Origin of the sequence: Methylorubrum sp. GM97 (assembly GCF_024347855.1) — a bacterium.
Lineage (GTDB): Bacteria > Pseudomonadota > Alphaproteobacteria > Rhizobiales > Beijerinckiaceae > Methylobacterium > Methylobacterium extorquens.
This window is the reverse complement of sequence record NZ_AP025942.1, coordinates 4,433,258-4,453,875: the sequence shown is the minus strand read 5'-3', so window position 1 is coordinate 4,453,875 and position 20,618 is coordinate 4,433,258. Positions and strand designations below refer to the sequence as shown.

Sequence of the window (20,618 nt, the reverse complement as noted above, 5' to 3'; positions counted from 1 at the left end):
GCCGCACGCCGCCGGAAGAGAAGCTGGAAATCGGTTGAGAGTTTAGACCAACAGGCCGTCCTGAACCGAGGCGGGATTGACCTTCCACACCTCGATCGCCGCCACGGTCGGATTCTCGGCCGCCCCCTGCCAGAAGGCGAGGTCGAGCGTCCCGTCGGTGACCGAGACCGTCCGCGTCAGGGTCGTCGCGGTCGCGCCCGCCGTTGCCGCCGCCCAGATGTCGTAGTTGGCGACCGTGGTGCCCTCGATGCCGAGGTTGAACTGGCGCTGGCCCGCCCCGCTCAGGCCGCCCGGATCGTCGGGCTGGTTGTAGATCTCGGCAAAGTGCAGGATCACCTCGTAGGAGCCGGAGGCCAGCGCGCTGCCATCCGCGTTCTTGATCGCGTAGCCGAAGCGTCCGTCGTCGGCATCCGTGGTCGAGGCGCTGGCCCAGCCGAAGCGCTGGTTCTGGTAGAGCGCGTCGTCGGTGGTGCCCGCAATCGGATCGCCGTCGGAATAGGTCGCGTTCCCGTCCTGGCCGGCAACGTAGAAGCGGTGGGGGGCGGCCGCCGTGTCGGCCTCGAACACCGTTCCGTCCGCACGGGTATGGGCCGCCCCGCCGGAATTGATGGCCATGACGAGGGTGTCGGCACCGGGCGTCACGTCGATGGTGAAGGCGTGCGAGGTGGCGGCGTTGGTGTTGAGGGAGGGGCTCGCGTCGGCGACCTCCCCGGCTTTCACCGTGGCGGTGTACGACCCGTCGGCCCAGCCGCCCGCCGGCGCAGCGACGAGGTAGGTGGCGGTGGCCGAGGTGGCGCTCAACGTCGCCTTCGATTGCAGGCTGATCGCCCCGACCGCGCCTGCTCCCGTCACCGCGAGATCGCTCGCCCCGATGCTGGCGAGATCGATTCCCGAGGTGTCGTTGTAGACCACCGTCACGCTCGCTTGGCCCGCGGCGGAGACGGGCGCCGCGACATCGAAGGAGCCGACGGTCGGCGCCGTCGCGTCGGCGCCGCCGGTCACCTGCCGCACGACGATGCCGCTCAGCTTGGCGTTGTCCAGGCCGTTGATGAACTGCAGGTCGAGCGTGCCGTTGGCGCCCGCGATGACCGGGCCCGAGACGAAGGTATAGGGCGTGTTGAAGTTGCCGGTCTGGGCCAGGATGTCGAGGTCATTGAGGATGGTCTGGCCTTCGAACGTAACGTCGAACACCCGCTGGCCGGGATTGCTCCACCAGAGTTCGGCGAAGCGCAGCTCGACCGTGTAGGACTGCGTCGTGCTGGCGACGGGGATGGCGTAGCTGAAATTGCCGTAGCGCTCGGTCTGGTAAACGGTGCCGCCGAAGGCCGTCTGCAGGCCATTGCCACCCGTGCTGTCGGCGAAGGTGGCGCCGCCGGTGAAGTACTGGTCCGCCGAGAAGCTGATCCCGTCCTGACTCACCGCGCCTCCGCCCGCGTTGATCGCCGCGACGATCCCGACCGGAACATTCGGCTGGAACGACGAGCCTTGGCCGGAGGCGGCGTTGGTGTTCCCGGCGGGACTCGCATCGGCGATTTCCCCAGCCTTCACGGTGGTGATGTACTCCCCACCGATCCAACCGCCGGCTGGCGCGGCGACCAGATAAGTGGCGGTGGCCGAGGTGGCACTCGTGGCCGCCTTCGATTGAAGCGTGATCGCCCCGATCGGACCGGCACCCGTCATCGTAATGTCGCTCGCCCCGATACTGTCGAGATTGATCCCCGAGGCGTCGTTGTAGATCACCGTGACGCTGGCACTCGCGGTCGGGGTCGATGGCCCCTGGATCACGAAGGGGCCGGCCACCGACGGTCCCGTCGTATCGACGTTCCCGCCGCCGTTCGCCTGCCGCACGATGATGCCGCTGAGCTTGGCGTTGTCGATGCCGTTGAGAAATTGCAGGTCAAGCGTGCCGTTGGCACCCGCGGTGATCGGGCCGGAGACGTAGCTGTAGGGCGTGTTGAAGCTGCCGGTCTGGGCCAGGATATCGAGGTCGTTGAGGACGGTCTGACCCTCCAGCGACACGTCGAAGACGCGCTGGCCCGGGTTGCTCCACCACAGCTCGCCGAAGCGCAGCTCGACCGTGTAGGCCTGGCTCGCGCTGGCCACGGGGATCGCGTAGCTGAAATTGCCGTAGCGCTCGGTCTGGTAGACGGTGTTGGTGAAGACCGATTGCAGGCCGTTGCCGCCGGTGCTGTCGATGAAGGTGGCGCCGCCGGTGAAGTATTGGTCGGCCGAGAAGCTGATTCCGTCCTGGATCAGCGCCGCGCCGCCGGCATTGATCGCCGCGACGATCCCGCCCGCGCTGCTGGTCTGGACCGAGAAGAGCTGGGAGGCCGCGAGGTTGGTGTTGGCCGCCGGGCTCGCATCGGACACCTCGCCGGTCTTGACGGTGGCGGTGTACTGGCCGTTGGTCCAGCCCCCGGTGGGGGCGGCGACGATGTAGGTGGCGGTGGCCGAGGTCGCGCTGGTGCTCGTCTTGGATTGCAGCGTGATCGCCCCGGTCGCGCCGGGGCCCGTCACCGCGATGTCGGCCGCGGTGATGCTGGCGAGGTTGATGCCCGAGGCATCGTTATAAACCACCGTGACGCTGGCACTCGCGTCCCCCGCCACGGGCGCCTGGACCGTGAAGGGCCCAACCGTCGGCTTGGTCATGTCGGTGCCGCCGCCCCCGCTCACTTGGCGTACGACGATGCCGCTGAGCTTGGCGTTGTCGATGCCGTTGGCGAATTGCAGGTCGAGCGTGCCGTTGGCACCCGCCGTGATCGGGCCGGAGACGTAGGTGTAGGGCGTGTTGAAGCTGCCGGTCTGGGCCAGGATGTCGAGATCGTTGAGGATGGTCTGGCCTTCGAGCGTGACGTCGAAGACGCGCTGGCCGGGATTGCTCCACCACAGCTCGCCGAAGCGCAGCTCGACCGTGTAGGCCTGGCTCGTGCTGGCCACGGGGATCGCGTAGCTGAAATTGCCGTAGCGCTCGGTCTGGTAGACGGTGTTGGTGAAGGCCGATTGCAGGCCGTTGCCGCCGGTGCTGTCGATGAAGGTGGCGCCGCCGGTAAAGTACTGGTCGGCCGAGAAGCCGATCCCGTCCTGCGTCAGCGCCCCGCCGCCGGTGTTGATCGCCGCGACGACCGGGTTCGTGGTGCCCGATTTGGCGGTGGTGGTGATGGTGACCCCATCGAAATCGGCGGTGAAGGCCTCGCCGTCGTTGGAGGTGGCGAGCAGGCCCACCGCCATCCCGCTCGCCTTGCCGCCGACGGTGTAGTCGCCCTGGATCGCCTTCAGCAGCGCGCTGCCGCTCGGCACGCTCAGGCTGGTGCCGGCGGTGAAGGCGGCGTTCGCGTCGGTGGCGGAGGAGACCGCGCCGGTGCCGAAGCGCCAGTACGGCGTCACCGTGTTGGTCTCGAGATTGACCGCGAGGCGCAGCTGCACCCAGCTCGCGCTCGTCGCGCTCAGGAGCGCGTTGTTGGTGACGGCGCTGGTCTGGGCGACGCCGAGATTCTCCATCGAGGTCTCGAAGATCGCGCTGGTATACTTGCCCCCCGCACTCTCGCCGCGCCCGCCGAGCACCAGCTTGATGAAGTTGTCCTGGTCTCCCGTGCCGATCTGCAGGCCCGCCGAGGGGAAGCCGCCGTTGCTCGTGGCGTTCGGTATCCAGTTCGCCATCGTCATGGTGACGTTGGCGGTCGCCACGCTGTCATCGAAGGTGACGCCGGCCTGCAACGCGTCCTTGAGGGTGTTGTTGCCTTCCGTGAAGTCGCCCTCCTGCACGTTCTTCAACTGGATGACGCCGCCCGCGCCGCCCGCGATGATGTTGGCCGAGGTGTAGAGGCCACCGTCGAGGAACGGGTCGAGCCCGTTGATCATCGCGCCGGTGAGCCCGCTGCCGCCGAAGGTGCCGGGAAGCGAGCCGGATTCGAAGTTGAACACGACCGTTTCGCCGCCGGAGATCACGTCGGTGCCCGCGGTGCCGTTGTCGGGGTCGAGGGCGAAGGGGTCGAGCGTGTTGTTGATCCCGTCGCCGTCGAGATCGAGGTTCTGCGGGTTGGTCGGCCCCGGCGTCAGTACCTTGATGTTGCCGTCGGCCAGGGTCGTGACCCAGACGGTGCCGGCGAACGGCTTGCCGTCGCCGATCGCATCGATGCCGAGCGGGGCACCGCCGCCCATCGGCACGACCTGCTTGTCCGCCGCCACGATCTGGCCCGCGGCGCCGACAGCGGTGTCGACCCCGCCCGAGGCGTTGCGCGGGATGATGTGGAGATAGCCCGCCAGATCCGTGACGAGGATCGCGCCCTTGATGCTCGTGGTGCCGCCGTCGGCGGTCGCCCAGGTGGTCGAGGCGGTGTATTCGGCCAGCCCGTTGAGCGAGCCCTGGCCGGTATCGAGCGCCCCGTCGCTGATGCCGCCCTCGAAGAACACGCTCTCGCGCGGGTCGGCGGTGCCGGCTGGGATCACCGAGTCGAAATCGGCGGGCAGGCCGGCGCTGCCGTGGGGCAGGAAGGTCGCCCCTGTCACGCCCGCCCCCGGCGTCAGCAGCCAGCCGGCTTGGCCCCCCACCGCCCGCACGAGATTGGGATGGCCGCCGTAATAGCCCTCCCCCGTGATCTCGTGGAGCTGGTCGTAGTTGAGCCGCTTGGTGCCGCCGTCCTGATCGGGCGTGTTGAGCGGGATCTGGTTCTGGTTGGTCACGACGTTGCCGGCGGCATCCGACGGGCGCCCGCCCCAGCCGTTATTGGCGCCGTTGTCGTAGGTGAACATCTTGCCGTCGGAGGTCAGCAGCACGTCGTAGGCGTTGCGGTAGCCGGGCGAGTAGATCTGCACCGGGCTATCGGCGGTGATCTTGGCCATGTTGAACCCGTCGCGCCCGCCGAACGGGCCGCTGACATCCGAGCCGTCCGGGTTCTCGTTGCCGGCCGTCCCGTTATTGGGGCGGTAGGGGTCGTCGAGGGTCGGCAGGTCGTAGAGGTAGGGGTTGAGCCCGTTCGGGTTCTTCAGCGTCATGGCGTCGAGCGCCGTGAGATCGACCTTGAGCACGGCCGCCGCGTAGGCGAATTCCGGCAGGCCGGCGAAGTTGTTGGAGGGCGCGCCGGCATTGGTGTTGCCGCCCACCGCCACGTAGAGCGTCTTGCCGTCGGGCGAGATCGCCATGCCGTTGGCGGAGTGGTTCTCCTCCGAGCGGGGCAGGCCGCGCACGAGATCGACCTTCTTCCACGTATCGGTCACGGAATCGAAGGTGAGGCGCGAGATGATCGAGGAATTGGTGTCGAGATTGGTGTCCTCGCCGCCATTGCCGGCGCCGATGCGCGGGTCGCTCGAGGTGACGTAGAGGACGGGGTTGTCGGCGGTGCCGGTGACGAGGATGCCGGTGACCTGCCGCTCCTTCAGGCTCGCGTTCAGCGTGCCGTCGTCGTTGTGGTTGGGCAGGTTGAGGATGAGGTCGATCGATTCCGTGTTGGTGACGACGTAGCCGTTGCCCTGCTGCGCGACCGTCAGGGCCTTGATGCTGCCGAACCGCTCGGCGACGTAGAGCCGTCCGTCCGGGCCCCATTGCAGAGCCGAGGCCAGCCCCGAGTAACCGGCAAGTGTTGACTGAGAAAACGTGACGTCGGCCATGGTCATCCCCCTCGCGCCAGACTTGAGATCAGGCTCAACATCAGAAGCAACATCAGACTTGGGGCCGACCGTATCCGCGCCGAATCCGGGCTTCATGCGCGCAGCGGTATTCCGCGGCGCTCTTCCGGGCTAGGGCGCTCTCCACCGAAGTGGATACCAGTTCAGCGAAAGAGCAGACCTCGGAACAAGGAGTAAGAGGCGTTCTCGATTGCACCATGCCGGGCGCGGAGCATTTGGGCATCGTCTCGCCAAACGGGCTCCGGACGATGCGTGCGGGTTCTCGGGTGCAGCCTCGGATTCACGGCGTCTGCCGAGGGGCCGCCCGCGTCGTCCCTGTCGGCATTCCGCGGGGTTCCGGCCCGCTCGATCCGTGGCGCGCGACGCGGCTTTCGCCTGGGGGGACCGAGCCGTCACGGCGGAGGATTGCGCGAGCCGGGATCGCCGAGCGCCGGCCGAGCCTTGCGCGCGAGGAGGGCGGGCCGCTTTTTCGCGCGGCCGGCGGCCGGGATGGGCTCAGATGTAGTGGCGGTAGACGATGGAGCGAGTCGTCTCGTCGCCATCGCCGTCGCGGTCGGCCTTCGCCGTCCGGTCGGCCGAGAGGCCGATCACCGAGACGAGCGCGAGCGGAATCACCTTAGGCGAGAGGCGGGCAACATGGCGCGCTGCGGATGCAAGGCCACGCGCGAACCGAAGCAGAATCGTCATGCGCAGGATCTCCCTTCGCCGGCACGCGTGCCACGATGCCCCATCGGTGATGCCGTTTTGTGTCAGAAATCGGCAGGACGTCGCCTCGGAGCGCCGCCGCCCGCTCGAGCGGGCGGCGATGCCGTGCGTCAGGACGCGGAACGAAGACGCCCGAACGCCCAGGCGCCGAACGCAAGAGCCCCTACGGGGGCAAGAAGAAGAGCGATCACGGTCAGCATGCTCGTCATTAGGGTCGGCCTCCCTCGCCGAATGGGTTCGCCTCCCGATCACCCAGGATCGTGGAACCGTTGCGCGCCCCTAACATGAAATATGGTTCAAGGCACAGCTGGGACCGATCACTATTGCGCCAGTTCGTGCGCCGCTTTGCGGGCCATGCCCGTCGCTCCGTCGCGACATCGCGTCTCGGCAGTGATCGAGTGCCCCGAAGCGCTTTCCGGCGAAGCGGACTCCAGTTCTGAGAAAAAGCGCACTCAAGCAATGACTTAGAGACGCAAGCGTGATGCCATCAGGTCGGATACGACGCTCGTCAGGCCGAAGACCTTCCGCTGGAACAGGGCACGAAATCCGGCCTATGTCCCGATTTGGCACAGAGCACGCTGGCATCCCGCTCGCACCGGGGGGCCGAGTCGTATCGAATGAGCCGTCGATGTTTCCCAAACTCGTCGGAACCGCCGCGCTGCTCGCGGCCGGATCCGTGCTTCTTCATAGCTGGAATGCGCCGCGCTGGGCGATCACGGCCCTGTGCGTGATCGGCACCCTTGCGGCCGCGCTGTCCCTCGCTCCCATTCTGGAGCAGCCGATCGCTCCGGCCGCGGTGATGCCGGCCCCCGAGGCGCTGAAAGGTCCGGCTCCGGTCTTCGAGGGGATCTGGGATCCGGTCCATCGCCGGCAGCTCCTGGGCGAAGCGGACCGAACCGGTCTGTAGCGCGTCGTCCCGAGACCGTTATCCGAACCGATGCGACCGATGCAGAACCGCAACAGCACAGGAAAATATCAGATAGTAAAAATGGTTGCGCGCAAACAGGATCGAGCGTTCAAGTATTTGTATTTATAACAGTTATAAAACATAGATCTTGCATGCATCATTCGGTGTTTGTCATACGCAGGCACAACTCGTTGTGTCCTCTTAGGTTTTTATAACCTAAGTTAAAAGCGTACCGGAAAAGATGTTCGAAGATCGCGCCGTTTCTGCTCGGCCGGCTCCGTGTGCGGGCCAAATCGCGCGCCTGCTCGCCTCGACCTTTCTGTCGGGAACGGCCCTGTTCGGCCTCGCCGTGCCGGGCCTCGCACAGGAGGCGGCCGGCGCCGTCGAACTGTCCGAGTTGAGCGTGACCGGCGAGGGCCGCGGCGCCACGCTCGGCGGCGCGCTGTACGGCCCCGGCGGCGCCCAGGGCGCCGTGCCGGGCTACGTCGCCAGCCGCAGCACCGTCGCAACCAAGACCGACACGCCGATCCTGGAGACGGCCCAGTCGATCTCCGTCATCGGCCGCAAGCAGATCGAGGACCAGAACGCGCTCAGCATCAACCAGGCCCTGCGCTACACCCCGAGCGTCACCACCGAGCAGCGCGGCGGCGCCGGCTCGACCCGGCTGGAGCAGTTCCTGATCCGCGGCTTTAACGCGCCGGTCTTCCTCGACGGCATGGCGCTGATCGGCGGCCGCGATGCCAACGCCACGATCGAGCCCTACCGGCTGGAACGCATCGACGTCATCAAGGGCCCGGCCTCGGTGCTCTACGGGCAGTCGGGCCCGGGCGGCATCGTCAACCTCGTGTCGAAGGTGCCGCAATTCGTCCGCCACGGCGAGGTCTTCGTCCAGGGCGGCGGCTTCAGCGAGGTGCGCGGCGGCGTCGATGTCGGCGGCCCGATCCAATCGGACGTGCCCTGGCTCGCCGACCAGTTCGCCTACCGCATCGTCGGCTTCGGCTGGAACGGCGACGGCCCCGTGGACACGACCCGGGTCGAGCGCGCGCTGATCAACCCGAGCCTGTCGTGGCGCCCCTCCGCCGACACCCAGCTCACGATCATCGGCAACTACCAGCGCGATCCGTTCTCGGGCTTCTACGGCGGCTTCCCGGCGGTGGGCACGGTGTTCCCGCGCAACTTCGGCAACGGCATCATCGGCCGCCTGCCGGTGAACTTCTACGACGGCGACCGCGGCATCGAGCGCTCGGATCGGACCCAGGCCTCGATCGAGTACCTGTTCGATCACCGCTTCAGCGAGAACCTGCGCTTCCACTCGGCCGGGCGCTACCTGCGCACGCAGGGCGACTACCGCAGCGTCTACAGCGCCTTCAATCCCCGCAACGGCCCCTTCGCCAGCGGCCCGCTGATCCCGCGCGCGGTCATCGGCACCAACGTGGCGGCGGAAGCCTACACGATGGACAGCAACTTCGTCGCCAACTTCGACACCGGCTTCATCGCCCACACCGCGCTGCTCGGCGTCGATCACCGCACCTTCAGCACCCGGACGAGCGGCTCCCCGTTCCCGGACGCGCCGGACCTGAACGTGCTGGCGCCGAACTACAACATGAATATCGCGGTCCCGGCCTTCAACACGGTCTCGCGGGTCGATGCGCAGCAGACCGGCGTGTACTTCCAAGATCAGGCAAAGTTCGACCGTCTCGTGCTGACGCTGGGCGGGCGCTACGACGTCGCGCGCCAGACCGGGCCGACCCGCTCCTTCGCCGCCGGCAGACCGAGCACCCTGACGCTCCAGAACGCACCGGCCGACGCCTTCACAGGCCGGGCGAGCCTGCTCTACCTGTTCGATTCGGGCGTGGCGCCGTACGTGTCCTACAGCCAGGCCTTCGAGCCGATCGTCGCGGGCCGCGTGTTCGACCCGGCCTTCGGCACCGTCGGGCGCGTGCCCGATCCGCAATCGAGCGACCAGTACGAGGCCGGCATCAAGTACCAGCCGCCCGGCACCGACATCCTGCTCACCGCCGCCTTCTTCGATATCCGCCAGTCGAACCGCACGACTGCAGACCCGGTGAACGGCAGCACCTACGTCGTCCAGACCGGACAGGTCGGGGTGCAGGGCATGGAGTTCGAGGCGCGGGTGAACTTGACCGAGGGCGTCACCCTGGTCGGCGGCTTCTCGCTCCTCGATATCCGCAACGTCCGCGACGACGGCCGAACCGCCAACGACCTGACCCCCGGTCAGACGGTGCCGCTCCAGGGCCGCAGCCCGGTTCTGGTGCCGGATTCCACCGCCTCGCTGCTGGCGACCTACCGTTTCAGCGAGGGGCCGCTCCTCGGCCTCGAAGTCGGCGGCGGCGTGCGCTACCTCGGGCCGTCCTGGGGCGATGCGGCCAATACCTTCAAGGTGCCGGCCAGCGTGCTCGTCGACGCCACCCTCAACTATGACCTGAAGTACCTCGACGCGACGCTCCAGGGCTTCTCGATGCAGCTGAACGCCAACAACCTCCTCGACGAGCGCTACGTCAGCGGCTGCAACGGCTACACCAGTTGCTATTACGGCCTGCCGCAGACCGTCTATGCAACCCTGCGCTATCGCTGGTAGGAGGCCGGCATGGCTTCGCAAGGCAGTGCGCAAGGCAGGACGACGGCGCTCGAGCGGGCCTCCGTGGCCGGCCGGGTCGTTCTGGCGGCGGGCGGCGGCTACGGGATCGCCGCGCTCGCCACCGCGCTGCTGTCGCTGACCCTGCCGATGGCGCGCTCCGAGGCGGTGGCGACGGCGACCCTGCTCAGCTTCGCCGTGATGGCGGGGATCGTCGTGCTCGTCTTCGCGACGCGCACGCTGCTGCGGGCGCTGCTCACCGTGGCCGGCACCGCCCTCGTGCTCGGCGCCCTCCTCTGGCTGGCGATGGGAGGATCCGCGCCATGAAGGGAAGCTTCCGCCAATCGATGGCGTGGCTGCACACGTGGTCCGGCCTGATCGTCGGCTGGGTGCTGTTCGCGATCTTCGTCACCGGCACCGCGAGCTACTACCGGCCGGACATCTCCCGCTGGATGCGCCCCGAATTCACGCGCGTCGAGCCGGTGGAGGCGGCCGCCCTCGGAGCGGCGACCGAGCATGCGGTGGCCTATCTCGGCCAGCACGCGGCCAAGGCCCGGACCTGGTTCGTCGGCCTGCCGCAGCCCGACAAGCCGGTGCTCGACCTGTTCTGGCGCACCCGGCCGGGCGAGCGTCCGGGCCATGTCCTGCTCGATCCGCGGACCGGGACCGAATCCACCGTGCGCGACACGCAAGGGGGCGACTTCCTCTACCGCTTCCATTTCGAGCTGCACATGCCGCCGCTCTGGGGGCGCTGGGTCGTCGGCCTCTGCGCGATGATCATGCTGGTGGCGCTGATCTCCGGCATCGTCACCCACAAGCGGATCTTTGCCGACTTCTTCACCTTCCGCCGTGACAAGGCGCCCCGGCGCAGTTGGCTCGACGCCCACAACGTCACCGGCGTGCTGGCGCTGCCGTTCCACGTGATGATCACCTATACCGGGATCGTCACCCTCGCGACGTTCTACATGCCCTGGGGCGTGAACACCGCCTACAAGGGCAACGCCCAGACCTTCTTCACCGAGGCCAACTGGATCACGACGCCGCGCCCGCCCGCGAAGCAGGCTGCCGCGCTCGCCCCGCTCGGGCCGATCGTGGAGCGGGCGGTCGCGGCCCGGCCGGAGCCGCTGGAGCGGCTCACGATCGTCAATCCGGGCGACGCCAACGCCACCGTGGTCGCGGTGTTCGAGGAGCCGCACGGGCTCTCGCACGAGCATCCGCAGATCGCCTTCGACGGGGTGAGCGGCGAGATCCTCGAGATCCGCGACGGCGGCCTCAAGCCCGCGGCCAAGACCTTCACGGTGATGACCGGCCTGCACGAGGCGCACTTTGCCGGCACCCTGCTGCGGTTGGTGTTCTTCCTGTGCGGGGTCATGGGCTGCGCCATGGTTGCGACCGGCGTCGTGCTCTGGTCGCTGGCCCGCCTGCCGAAGCCGGGGGAGCGGCCCTTCTTCGGCCTGCGGCTGGTCCAGGCGCTGAATGTCGGCAGCATCGCCGGCCTGCCGGCGGCCATCGCCTGCTTCTTCATCGCCAACCGGCTCCTGCCCGTCGGTCTCGCCGGGCGCGAGGATTGGGAGATCCGCGTCTTCTTCGGCGCCTGGATCGTCGCGGCCCTGGTGCCGCTCGTCCGCCCGCAGCGCCGGGCGTGGTGCGAGGGTCTGGCCGCCGTGTCGGTGCTCTGCGTCGCGGTGGTCGCGGCCGACATCCTGACGATCCCCGACCATCCCCTGCGGCTGGGCGGCAGCGACCCGCTCTTCGTGTGGTTCGACGGGGCGATGCTGCTGCTCGCGGGCCTGTTCGCCGTCGCCGCCCGCAAGATCCTGCGCTACGAGGCGCCCAAGCGCGCTGCGAAGCCGGCCGCGGTTCCCGCCTCCCCCGCCCGCCAGCCCGCGCGGCGCCCTGAGCCGACCCACGCATGACGCCTCTCGTCCTCGCCGTGAATCTGTCCCTGAGCTTTGCCGCGCTCGCCGCCCTCTGCCTGAGTCTCAACCGGCACCATGCGGAGGTCTTCGACCGCAAGGCGGAGCGGGCAGCGGTCTTGCGCCTGCGCCTGTTCGGCTGGGGGGCGATCGCCCTCTCCTTCTTCGTCGCCGGGCTGTGGGAGGGCTGGGCGTTCGGTCCCGTCCAGTGGATCGGCGCATTGACCGGCGCGGCGCTCGCGCTGGTGCTGCTCCTGTCCTACCGGCCGCGCTACGTCGCCCCCGCTGCGCTCGCTGCCCTCGCCGCTTCGGCCCTGCCGCTGGCGGTCCTCGCCGTCGCGACCTGATGCGCCCGCTCCCGCCGCTCGAGGCGCTCGCCCATGCGAGCCGCCTGCTCGAAGCGCAGGGCTTCCACGAGACCGCCCGGAACGACCGCGGCGACAGCCGCTACCTCGCCCGCGGCGAAGGACCGGAGCGCCTGCGCCTGTCGAACCATGCCCGCACGCCGAAGCAGCGACGGGTCCACCCGGAGGTGATGGCGAGCCTCGTGATCCGCGCGCCGAAGACCGAGGCGCAGGTCGCCGCCCTGGTCGCGGCGGCCCTGCGCGACTACGCGGGCGGGCTCGCCCGGCGCGGGTGACGCCGCGATCACGCCTCAGAGCGAGGCGCTGGCGCGGCGCATCCGGCGCCGGTCGGCGGGGATCTCGAACACGCCCGACCACAACCCGACACGGCGGCCCCAGGCGCGCCGATCCTGAGCCTCGTAGGCGGCCGGCGCGCTGCGGTCGGCGATGGCGTAGCCGTTGGCGACCATCCAGGCGGCGAGGTCCTCGCCGTCGCGACGGCAAAGGGCGGTCGCGCTGCCATCCGCCTCGCGCAGCTCGCAGGTGACGCTCTCCCCGCCGATCCGCGCCGTCAGCGCCGCGGCGGCGGCGCGGCCGCAGGAATAGTCGCGCTCGTGCCCGTCGGAACAGGTCTGGTCGAGGTCGGGCGCATCCATGCCGTAGAGCCGCAGGCGCCGGCCGCCGAGGTCGAGGGTCGCGCCGTCGATCACCGTGGCGGGGCCGCTCACGATCCGGGGCGCCGCCTCGCCCGCCCGGGCCGGCGGGGCCTGCAATCCGGCGAGCAGCGCCAGCGCAGGAACGAGGAGCGCGGCCAGCAGGCGCCGGGTGCCCGGTCCTTCCGAGGCACGATCATCTTGGGGGTGATCATCTTGGGATCGGGCCGGGCTGGCGATGGTGCCGGCGAGGCAGGCAGCGTAGATCAGCAGAATGGTGGCGGTGAGCGACATCGGAAGGGGTCTCGCGGGAAGAGGGTGTTCGGCGCGCCGCTCAGAGCCGCTGCGCCGTCGATGCCGCCTTCTCGCAGGCCCCGCTTCGCGCGAGCCTGACGCCGCCTGTCAGCCTCGCGTCAGCCGGATTCCGGCATCTCCGCGTCGCGCCATGGTTCGTGCCCCGATGTCCCCTTTCCCGCTTCGCCCGCTCCTCCTCGCGCTCGTCGCGCTGATCCCGGCTCTGAGTGCCGTGCCTCTCGGCGCCGTGCCGGCGCGGGCCGACGACGACGGCGAGCGGGCGCGGCGGGCGTTGGAGCGGGGCGAGATCCGCCCCCTCGACGCCGTGCTCGCCGCCGCCCGCGCCGCCGTGCCGGGGGACGTGGTAGCGCTCGACCTCAAGCGCGACGACGGGCGCTGGCTCTACAAGCTGCGCATCCTCGGCACCGACGGGCGCCGCCGCGACGTGAAGATCGATGCCAGCTCCCTCAAGCTCCTCGACGTGGACGACGATGATTGAGGCCCGCGCGCTTCCGGGGACGACATGCGCATCCTCGTCGTAGAAGACGAGCCGCGCATCGCGGCCGATATCAGCGAGGGTCTGGAGCGGGCCGGCTACGTCGCCGAGATCGTCGGCGACGGCGAGGCGGCGTGGTTCCGGGCCGAGACCGAGACCTACGACGCCATGGTGCTCGACCTCGGCCTGCCGCGCCTCGACGGGCTGGGCGTGCTGCGCCGCCTGCGCGGAGCCGACGTGGCGCTCCCGGTGCTGATCCTCACCGCCCGCGACGGCTGGCGCGAGCGGGTCGAGGGGATCGACGCGGGCGCCGACGACTACCTCGTCAAGCCGTTCCGGATGGAGGAGCTGGTGGCACGGCTGCGCGCCATCCTGCGCCGCACCGCCGGCCACGCCTCCCCCGTCCTGCGGGCCGGCGCGGTCGAACTCGACACCCGCACCCGCGCGGTCTCGGTGGCGGGCCGCGAGACCGACCTCACCGCGCTCGAATACCGCCTGCTCGCCTTCCTGCTCCACCGCCAGGGGCAGGTCGTGGCGGCGGGTGAGCTGCTCGACCATCTCCACGGCAGCGACAGCGACCGCGAGGCCAACGCGCTGGAGGCCCTGCTGACCCGGCTGCGGCGCAAGCTCGGCCCCGGCATCATCGAGACCCGCCGCGGCCACGGCTACCTCGTGCCGTCCGATCCGCCGTGAACAGCGGCTCGCTGCGCCTGCGGCTCGGGCTGGCCGCCGCCGGGTTGATCGCCCTGGCGCTGGTGCTGGCCGGGATCGGGCTGACGCTGATCTTCGACCGGGTGCTCGACGCCCGCACCGCCGACGGCCTCGACCGCACCGCCAAGCTCATAGCCGGGCAGGTCGCCCTGGCGCCGGACGGGGCTCCGACCCTGCCGCGCGAGCCGCCGGATTCGCGCTTCTCGACGCCCTATGGCGGCCTTTACTGGCAAGTCGAGCGCGCCGGCGGCACCGCCCTGCGCTCGCGCTCGCTCTGGGACCGGAGCCTCGGCACGCTGCCCGACACGTCCGAGGAGCCGGCAGTCGGCGACCTCGCCGGGCCGGATGGCGGCCGGCTCATCGCCGTGACCCGGCGGGTCTCGATTCCGGGCAACGGCGGCACGGTGGCGCTCGCCGTCACGGTGGCCGAGGATCGCCGCGACCTCGCCCAGAGCCGCGCGACCTTCCTGCGCCTGCTGGTGCCCTCGCTCGGCGCCCTGTTCGCGGCACTGACGCTCGCCATGTCGCTGTTCGTGCGCCGGGCGCTGGCGCCCTTCCGGACCCTGCGGGCGGATCTCGCCGCGATCCATGCCGGGGCGCAGGCGCGGCTGCCCGACACCTTCCCCGAGGAGGTGCGCCCGCTGGTGGCCGACCTCAACCGCCTGCTCGACGCGCAGGAGCGCGACCTGGAGCGGGCGCGCACGGGTGCGGGCGACATGGCCCACGGCCTCAAGACCCCGCTCGCGGTGCTCGACGCGCTGGCCCGCCGCACGGAAGCCGCCGACCCCGTCCTGGCGGCCGAGATCGCCGAGCAGGCGCATGCCATGGGCCGGCAGGTCGAGCGCACGCTCGCCCGGGCGCGGGCCGCCTCGGGGGGCCTGCGGCGGCGCGCCTGCCCGGTCGGACCGGCACTGGCGCGGATCGTCGGTGCACTGAAACGGCTCCCCGAGGGAGAATCCCTACGCTGGGAGATCGCAGTCCCGGAAAACCTCGCCTTTCCCGGCGACGAGGGCGACCTCACCGAGATCCTGGGCAACCTCCTCGACAACGCCCGCAAATGGGCCCACCGCCGCATCCGCGTCTCGGGAGGCGCGGAGGGCGGCGAACACCGTCTGGTGCTGGAGGATGACGGCCCCGGCATGAGCGAGGCGGCGATCGCCGGCATCGCCCGCGGCCGGCGCTGGGACGAGACCCGGCCCGGCACCGGCTTCGGCATCGCCATCGCCCGCGACCTCGCGGAGGCCGTCGGCGCGCGGATGCGCCTCAGCCGCTCCGAACTCGGTGGCCTGCGAGTGGAGATGCGCTGGCCGGTTCCGGCGGCCTGAGGCCGATGCCGGAGCGATGCCGTCAGGCGGCCCGGCCGAGGGCGCCGAGCAGGTCGGAGCGGCCATAGGGCTTCGGCAGGAAGCCCGCATCGGGCAGGTCGTCGGCGCGCGGCCGGACCCGGCCCGAGGTGACGACGAGGCGAATATGCGGCCAGCGCGCCCGCACCCGCGCCGCCAGCGTCAGCCCGTCCATCGAGCCCGGCATGTCGATGTCGGTGAACAGGGCGCCGAAGGCCTGGGCCTTCCCCTCCAGGAGTTGCAGGGCCGCGTCGGCGTCCGGTGCCTCGGCCACCGGGAGGCCGGCCTCCTCCAGCATATCGACGGCCACCATGCGCACGAAACACTCATCCTCGACGACGAGGATGCGGGGGGCGGAGGACGGATCGGTCGGCTCGGACAGACAGGACATGGGGGTCAAGCGAGCTGTAGCGGGTTGAGGGGAAGCGGCTTTCCTCAAAGTGTCCGCGCGGCGATTGGTTTCAGCGGAGCCGCAGAAGATTCGAAGAAATATGGAACATAAATCACGGCCTAGCGGGCCGGCCGGGCGCTCGCCGGGCCGTGTATTGCCACCCCCTGGCCTTTGCATTACGGGAGCCGGGAATCGGGTGCTCGAGGCCCGCCATGACACCTTCATGACGACGCCCTTGCCTCACGACGCCTCCGCCCCCTCCCGTCGGCGCCTGCGACCGGCGCCGCTGCCGGCGCCCGCCCCCTTCCTCGTGTCCCGGCCGCAGCGCTCCCCCATGACGATCCTGTGCCTGGACAGCGGACCGGACGGGTTGCCCCCGATGACGGCCGGGGAAGTAATCGTCCTGGAGACCTGCCTTGGCGTCTGAATCCGCGAGCCCGCCCGAAGGCACCCCCAAGGACGCTTCGAAGAGCGCTCCCGCGCTGGCGAAGGTCGCCACCGGCATCGACGGCTTCGATACCATCACCTTCGGCGGCCTGCCGAAAGGGCGGCCCTCGCTGGTCTGCGGCGCGGCCGGCTGCGGCAAGACGCTGTTCGCCACCACCTTCCTCGTCAACGGCGCGACCCGCTTCGGCGAGCCCGGGGTGTTCATGAGCTTCGAGGAGCGCGCCGAGGATCTCGTCGCCAACGTCGCCTCCCTTGGCTACGACCTCGACGGGCTGGTGGCGCAGGGCAAGCTCGCCATCGACCACGTCCGGGTGGAGCGCAGCGAGATCGAGGAGACCGGCGAGTACGACCTCGAAGGCCTGTTCATCCGCCTCGGCTTCGCGGTGGATTCGATCGGCGCCAAGCGCATCGTGCTCGACACGATCGAGACCCTGTTCGCGGGCTTTTCCGACGAGACGGTGCTGCGGGCCGAACTCCGCCGCCTGTTCGGCTGGATCAAGGACCGGGGGCTGACCGCGATCATCACCGGCGAGCGCGGCGACGGCCAGCTCACTCGCCAGGGGATGGAGGAATACGTCTCCGACTGCGTGGTGCTGCTCGACAACCGCGTCGAGGACCAGATCACGACGCGGCGCCTGCGCGTGGTGAAGTATCGCGGCTCGGCCCACGGCACCAACGAGTACCCGTTCCTGATCGATGCCGAGGGCATCAGCGTCCTGCCGGTCACCGCGGCCGACCTCGACTACACCATCGCCGAGGGCGTGGCCTCGACCGGCATCCCCGGCCTCGACGCGATGCTCGAACCCGGTGGCTTCCACCGCGGCACCAGCATCCTCGTGTCGGGCGAGTCCGGCACCGGTAAGACCATGATCACGTCGAGCATGATCGCCGCGGCCTGCGCGCGCGGCGAGCGCTGCATGTCCTTCGTGTTCGAGGAGAGCGGTGACCAGATCATCCGCAACGCCCGCTCGATCGGCCTCGACCTCGCCCGCCACGTCGAGGCGGGCCTGCTGCGCTTCGAGGCGGCGCGTCCGAGCCTCTACGGCCTGGAGATGCATCTGGCACGCATGCACCGGGACATCGACCGCTTCGCGCCCACCGTGGTGGTGGTCGATCCGCTCTCGGCCCTGCGCGGCCCGCCGGCCGAGCTTCAGGCGACGATGCTGCGCATGGTCGACATGCTGAAGAGCCGCGGCATCACCGCGGTGTTCACGAGCCTGCGCGAGGACGGCAGCCTCGACCACGACAGCAATATCGGCGTCTCCTCGCTGATGGATGCCTGGATCAAGCTCCTCAACATCGAGGCCAACGGCGAGCGCTCGCGCACGCTCTACGTCATCAAGGCCCGCGGCATGCGCCACTCGAACCAAGTGCGCGAGTTCAGCATGTCGGGCGACGGCATCGCCCTCGTCGAGGCCTATATCGGCCCGGCGGGCGTGCTGACGGGCACCGCCCGCGTCGTGCAGGAGGCGGAGGAAGCCGCCGCCGTTCTGCGCCGCGAGCAGGAGAGCCGCCGACGGCGGCGCGAGGCGGAACGGCGGCGCCAGTCGCTGGAGCGCCAGATCGACGAACTGCGCGCCACCCTGGAAGCCGCGGCAGAGGAAGAGGCGGTGCTGTTGAGCGAGGATGAGATGCGCGAGGCGATGCTGACGAGCGAGCGGCGCATCCTCTCCACCCGCCGGGGAGGCACGCGATGAGCGGCTCCGAACCAACCGAGGACGGGCTCGACGCCGAAGCCGCCGGCCAAGTGAACGAGGGTACGGTGGACGAGGGCCATTATCACCTGCGCCTCTACGTCGCCGGGCAGACCGCCAAGTCGCTGACGGCGATGGCCAACCTCAAGCGCTTCTGCGAGGAGCACCTCGCCGGCCATTACGACATCGAGGTCATCGACCTGATGAAGAATCCGCAGCTCGCGGCCGGTGACCAGATCCTGGCGATCCCGACCCTGGTGCGGCGCCTGCCCGCGCCGCTCAAGCGCATCATCGGCGACCTGTCCAACACCGAGAAGGTGCTGGTCGGCCTCGATATCCGGCCCCAGAACCTCGCCGAGACAAATCCCGCAGCGAAGGTGGACGGCATTTGAGCGGCGGGGACATCACGGGTCACGGGGAGACCGGGCACACCCGGCTGCGCCTCTACGTCGCCGGCACCTCGCCGCGCTCGACCCGCAGCATCGAGAGCGTGCGCCGCCTGTGCGAGCATCGGCTCGGGGGCGCGTGCGACCTCGAAGTGGTCGACATCTACCAGCAATCGGCGCTCGCGGGCGAAGACGGCGTGGTCGCGGCGCCGACCCTGGTGCGGCTCTCTCCCCTCCCCGCCCGGCGCATCACCGGCGATCTGAGCGACGAGCGGCATGTCCTCGACGGGCTTGGACTCGGCGCGCTTGGACTCGGCGGGGCCGCCGATGAGCACTGAGCCCAACGCCACGGCTTTGGACGAAGCGCAGGCGCGCATCCGCGCGCTGGAAGCGCGGCTGGAGGAGGTCGAGGACACCCTGGCGGCGATCCGCCGGGGCGATTTCGATGCGATCGTGGTCGAGGGTCCGAGCGGCGAGCGGCTGGTCTACACCCTGGAGAATGCCGATCGGCCCTACCGGGTGCTGATCGAGCAGATTCAGGAGGGGGCCTTCACCCTCGGGCCGGACGGGACGCTGCTCTACTGCAACCGCCGGCTCGCCGAGACCCTGGGCACCCCGCAGGAGCGCCTGATCGGCCAGCCCTTCGCGCGCTTCGCCGCCGGGGGACAGGACGCGGCGCTCGCCGCCCTGATCACGCAGGCGGCGCGGATGCCGGCCCGCGGCGAGATCGCCCTGTGCGACGAAGCGGGGGTCGAGCGCCCGGCCTACCTGTCGCTGAACCGCCTCGACGGCGACGGCGACACCCTGCTCCTTTGCGGCGTGATCACCGACCTCACGGCGGAGCGGCTGCGCCTGCACGAACTCGCCGAGGCCAACGAGCGCCTGCGCGCCGAGGTGGCCGAGCGCGAGCGGATCGAGGAGGCGCTGCGCCAGAGCCAGAAGATGGAGGCGGTGGGCCAGCTCACCGGCGGCGTCGCGCACGACTTCAACAACCTGCTCACCGTCATCAAGTCCTCCACCGACCTGCTCAAGCGTCCCGATCTCGCCGAGGAGCGCCGCCGCCGCTATGTCGATGCCATCTCCGACACGGTGGCACGCGCGGCCAAGCTGACCGGCCAGCTCCTCGCCTTCGCCCGGCGCCAAGCCTTGAAGCCCGAGGTGTTCGATGCCGGCCGCGGCGTCGCGTCGGTGGCCGACATGGTCGGCACGCTCACCGGCGCGCGCATCCAGGTGAAGACCCTGATCGAGCCCTGTTTCGACGCCGCGGGCGAGCCCTTCGCCTGCCTCGTGGAGGCCGATCCGAGCCAGTTCGACACGGCGCTCGTCAACATGGTCGTCAACGCCCGCGACGCCATGGACGGCGAGGGCACGCTCACCATCCGCGTCGGCCATGCCGGGCAGATTCCGGCCCTGCGCACCCATCCGGCCGTGCCCGGCGACTTCGTGGCGGTGGCGATTTCCGACACGGGGACGGGCATCGCGCCCGCCGACCTGTCGCGGATCTTCGAGCCGTTCTTCACGACGAAGGGCGTCGGCCAGGGCACCGGGCTCGGCCTCTCCCAGGTGTTCGGCTTCGCCAAGCAATCGGGCGGCGACATCGCGGTGGAGAGCGTGCTGGGACAGGGCACGACCTTCACCCTGTTCCTGCCGCGGGCCAAGGTCGCCCCAACGATGGTCGAGTCCGCCGACGAGCCCGAGCCGCTAGCCCCCGGCCACGGCACCTGCGTGCTCCTCGTCGAGGACAACCGCGAGGTCGGCGCCTTCGCGACGCAAGCGCTGGCCGAACTCGGCTACGGCACCGTCTGGGCGATGGATGCGGAGCAGGCGCTGGCCGAACTCGACCGGACGCCGGAGCGCTTCGACGTGGTGTTCACCGACGTGGTGATGCCCGGCATGAACGGGGTCGAACTCGCCCGCACGATCCTGGGGCGGACGCCCGGCATGCCGATCGTGCTCTCCTCCGGCTACAGCCACGTGCTGGCCGAGGACGGGCACCACGGCTTCCCGCTGCTGCACAAGCCCTACTCGGTGGAGGATCTCTCGCGCATCCTGCGCCGGGCGATCCAGCGGCGCGCCGCGCGGGCGCGGTGATTTTCCCGTCGCCCGCGGCGGC

Annotated in this window: 17 protein-coding genes; 13 read left to right on the top strand and 4 right to left on the bottom strand. The window is 70.0% G+C overall.

Going from position 1 to position 20,618, the window contains the following annotated elements; all coding sequences use genetic code 11:
* Positions 1-42: 42 nt before the first annotated feature.
* Both MSPGM_RS20795 and MSPGM_RS20790 read right to left on the bottom strand, forming a co-directional pair.
* Positions 43-5,604, bottom strand: coding sequence for a malectin domain-containing carbohydrate-binding protein (locus MSPGM_RS20795; protein ID WP_015857395.1), 5,562 nt, complete (start codon positions 5,602-5,604; stop codon positions 43-45).
* A 513-nt stretch (positions 5,605-6,117) separates the two neighbouring features.
* On the bottom strand, positions 6,118-6,309 hold the full coding sequence (locus MSPGM_RS20790; protein ID WP_003602341.1) for a hypothetical protein: 192 nt from the start codon (positions 6,307-6,309) through the stop codon (positions 6,118-6,120).
* Between the two features lie 646 nt (positions 6,310-6,955).
* On the opposite strand from MSPGM_RS20790, the gene MSPGM_RS20785 reads away from it, so the two are divergent.
* From MSPGM_RS20785 to MSPGM_RS20760, 6 genes are all read left to right on the top strand, one after another.
* A complete protein-coding gene (locus MSPGM_RS20785) occupies positions 6,956-7,234 on the top strand; it encodes a hypothetical protein (protein ID WP_003602343.1) in 279 nt (92 codons plus the stop codon).
* A 241-nt stretch (positions 7,235-7,475) separates the two neighbouring features.
* Positions 7,476-9,833 (top strand): TonB-dependent siderophore receptor, encoded by a 2,358-nt coding sequence (locus MSPGM_RS20780; RefSeq protein WP_003602346.1) that lies wholly within the window; start codon positions 7,476-7,478, stop codon positions 9,831-9,833.
* 9 nt (positions 9,834-9,842) lie between these two features.
* Positions 9,843-10,157, top strand: a complete 315-nt coding sequence (locus MSPGM_RS20775) for a hypothetical protein (protein WP_003602349.1) — start codon at positions 9,843-9,845, stop codon at positions 10,155-10,157.
* Positions 10,154-11,746: a PepSY-associated TM helix domain-containing protein gene (locus MSPGM_RS20770; protein WP_003602351.1), complete on the top strand. Its 1,593-nt coding sequence runs from the start codon at positions 10,154-10,156 to the stop codon at positions 11,744-11,746. The genes MSPGM_RS20775 and MSPGM_RS20770 overlap by 4 nt, the downstream gene beginning before the upstream one ends.
* On the top strand, positions 11,743-12,093 hold the full coding sequence (locus MSPGM_RS20765; protein ID WP_003602354.1) for a DUF3325 domain-containing protein: 351 nt from the start codon (positions 11,743-11,745) through the stop codon (positions 12,091-12,093). The genes MSPGM_RS20770 and MSPGM_RS20765 overlap by 4 nt, the downstream gene beginning before the upstream one ends.
* Entirely contained in the window at positions 12,093-12,386 is a 294-nt protein-coding gene (locus tag MSPGM_RS20760; RefSeq protein WP_015824237.1) for a hypothetical protein, read from the top strand. Before MSPGM_RS20765 ends, MSPGM_RS20760 begins: the two co-directional genes overlap by 1 nt.
* 15 nt (positions 12,387-12,401) lie before the next feature.
* Here MSPGM_RS20760 and MSPGM_RS20755 read toward each other — a convergent pair whose 3' ends face one another.
* A complete protein-coding gene (locus tag MSPGM_RS20755; RefSeq protein ID WP_015857394.1) occupies positions 12,402-13,037 on the bottom strand; it encodes a thermonuclease family protein in 636 nt (211 codons plus the stop codon).
* A 166-nt stretch (positions 13,038-13,203) separates the two neighbouring features.
* Between MSPGM_RS20755 and MSPGM_RS20750 the strand changes: the two genes are divergently transcribed.
* From MSPGM_RS20750 to MSPGM_RS20740, 3 genes are read left to right on the top strand one after another with little or no spacing between them, the layout of a single operon-like run.
* Entirely contained in the window at positions 13,204-13,536 is a 333-nt protein-coding gene (locus MSPGM_RS20750) for a PepSY domain-containing protein (RefSeq protein ID WP_012255258.1), read from the top strand.
* A gap of 24 nt (positions 13,537-13,560) precedes the next feature.
* On the top strand, positions 13,561-14,226 hold the full coding sequence (locus MSPGM_RS20745; protein ID WP_012255257.1) for a response regulator transcription factor: 666 nt from the start codon (positions 13,561-13,563) through the stop codon (positions 14,224-14,226).
* The gene (locus MSPGM_RS20740; RefSeq protein ID WP_015857393.1) at positions 14,223-15,569 is read left to right on the top strand and encodes a sensor histidine kinase; all 1,347 of its coding nucleotides are present in this window, start codon (positions 14,223-14,225) and stop codon (positions 15,567-15,569) included. The genes MSPGM_RS20745 and MSPGM_RS20740 overlap by 4 nt, the downstream gene beginning before the upstream one ends.
* A gap of 22 nt (positions 15,570-15,591) precedes the next feature.
* Here MSPGM_RS20740 and MSPGM_RS20735 read toward each other — a convergent pair whose 3' ends face one another.
* Positions 15,592-15,978 carry a response regulator gene (locus MSPGM_RS20735; protein ID WP_003604661.1) on the bottom strand — a complete coding sequence of 129 codons (387 nt, stop codon included), beginning with the start codon at positions 15,976-15,978 and terminating at the stop codon, positions 15,592-15,594.
* A gap of 416 nt (positions 15,979-16,394) precedes the next feature.
* Between MSPGM_RS20735 and kaiC the strand changes: the two genes are divergently transcribed.
* The 4 genes from kaiC to MSPGM_RS20715 are packed head-to-tail and all read left to right on the top strand — an operon-like array spanning position 16,395 to position 20,596.
* Positions 16,395-18,122 (top strand): circadian clock protein KaiC, encoded by a 1,728-nt coding sequence (gene kaiC / locus MSPGM_RS20730; RefSeq protein ID WP_003604658.1) that lies wholly within the window; start codon positions 16,395-16,397, stop codon positions 18,120-18,122.
* Positions 18,119-18,511, top strand: coding sequence for a circadian clock KaiB family protein (locus MSPGM_RS20725; RefSeq protein WP_003604656.1), 393 nt, complete (start codon positions 18,119-18,121; stop codon positions 18,509-18,511). Before kaiC ends, MSPGM_RS20725 begins: the two co-directional genes overlap by 4 nt.
* Positions 18,508-18,843, top strand: a complete 336-nt coding sequence (locus MSPGM_RS20720; RefSeq protein ID WP_003604654.1) for a circadian clock KaiB family protein — start codon at positions 18,508-18,510, stop codon at positions 18,841-18,843. The genes MSPGM_RS20725 and MSPGM_RS20720 overlap by 4 nt, the downstream gene beginning before the upstream one ends.
* Positions 18,833-20,596, top strand: a complete 1,764-nt coding sequence (locus MSPGM_RS20715) for a PAS domain-containing sensor histidine kinase (RefSeq protein ID WP_003604652.1) — start codon at positions 18,833-18,835, stop codon at positions 20,594-20,596. The genes MSPGM_RS20720 and MSPGM_RS20715 overlap by 11 nt, the downstream gene beginning before the upstream one ends.
* Positions 20,597-20,618: the final 22 nt, after the last annotated feature.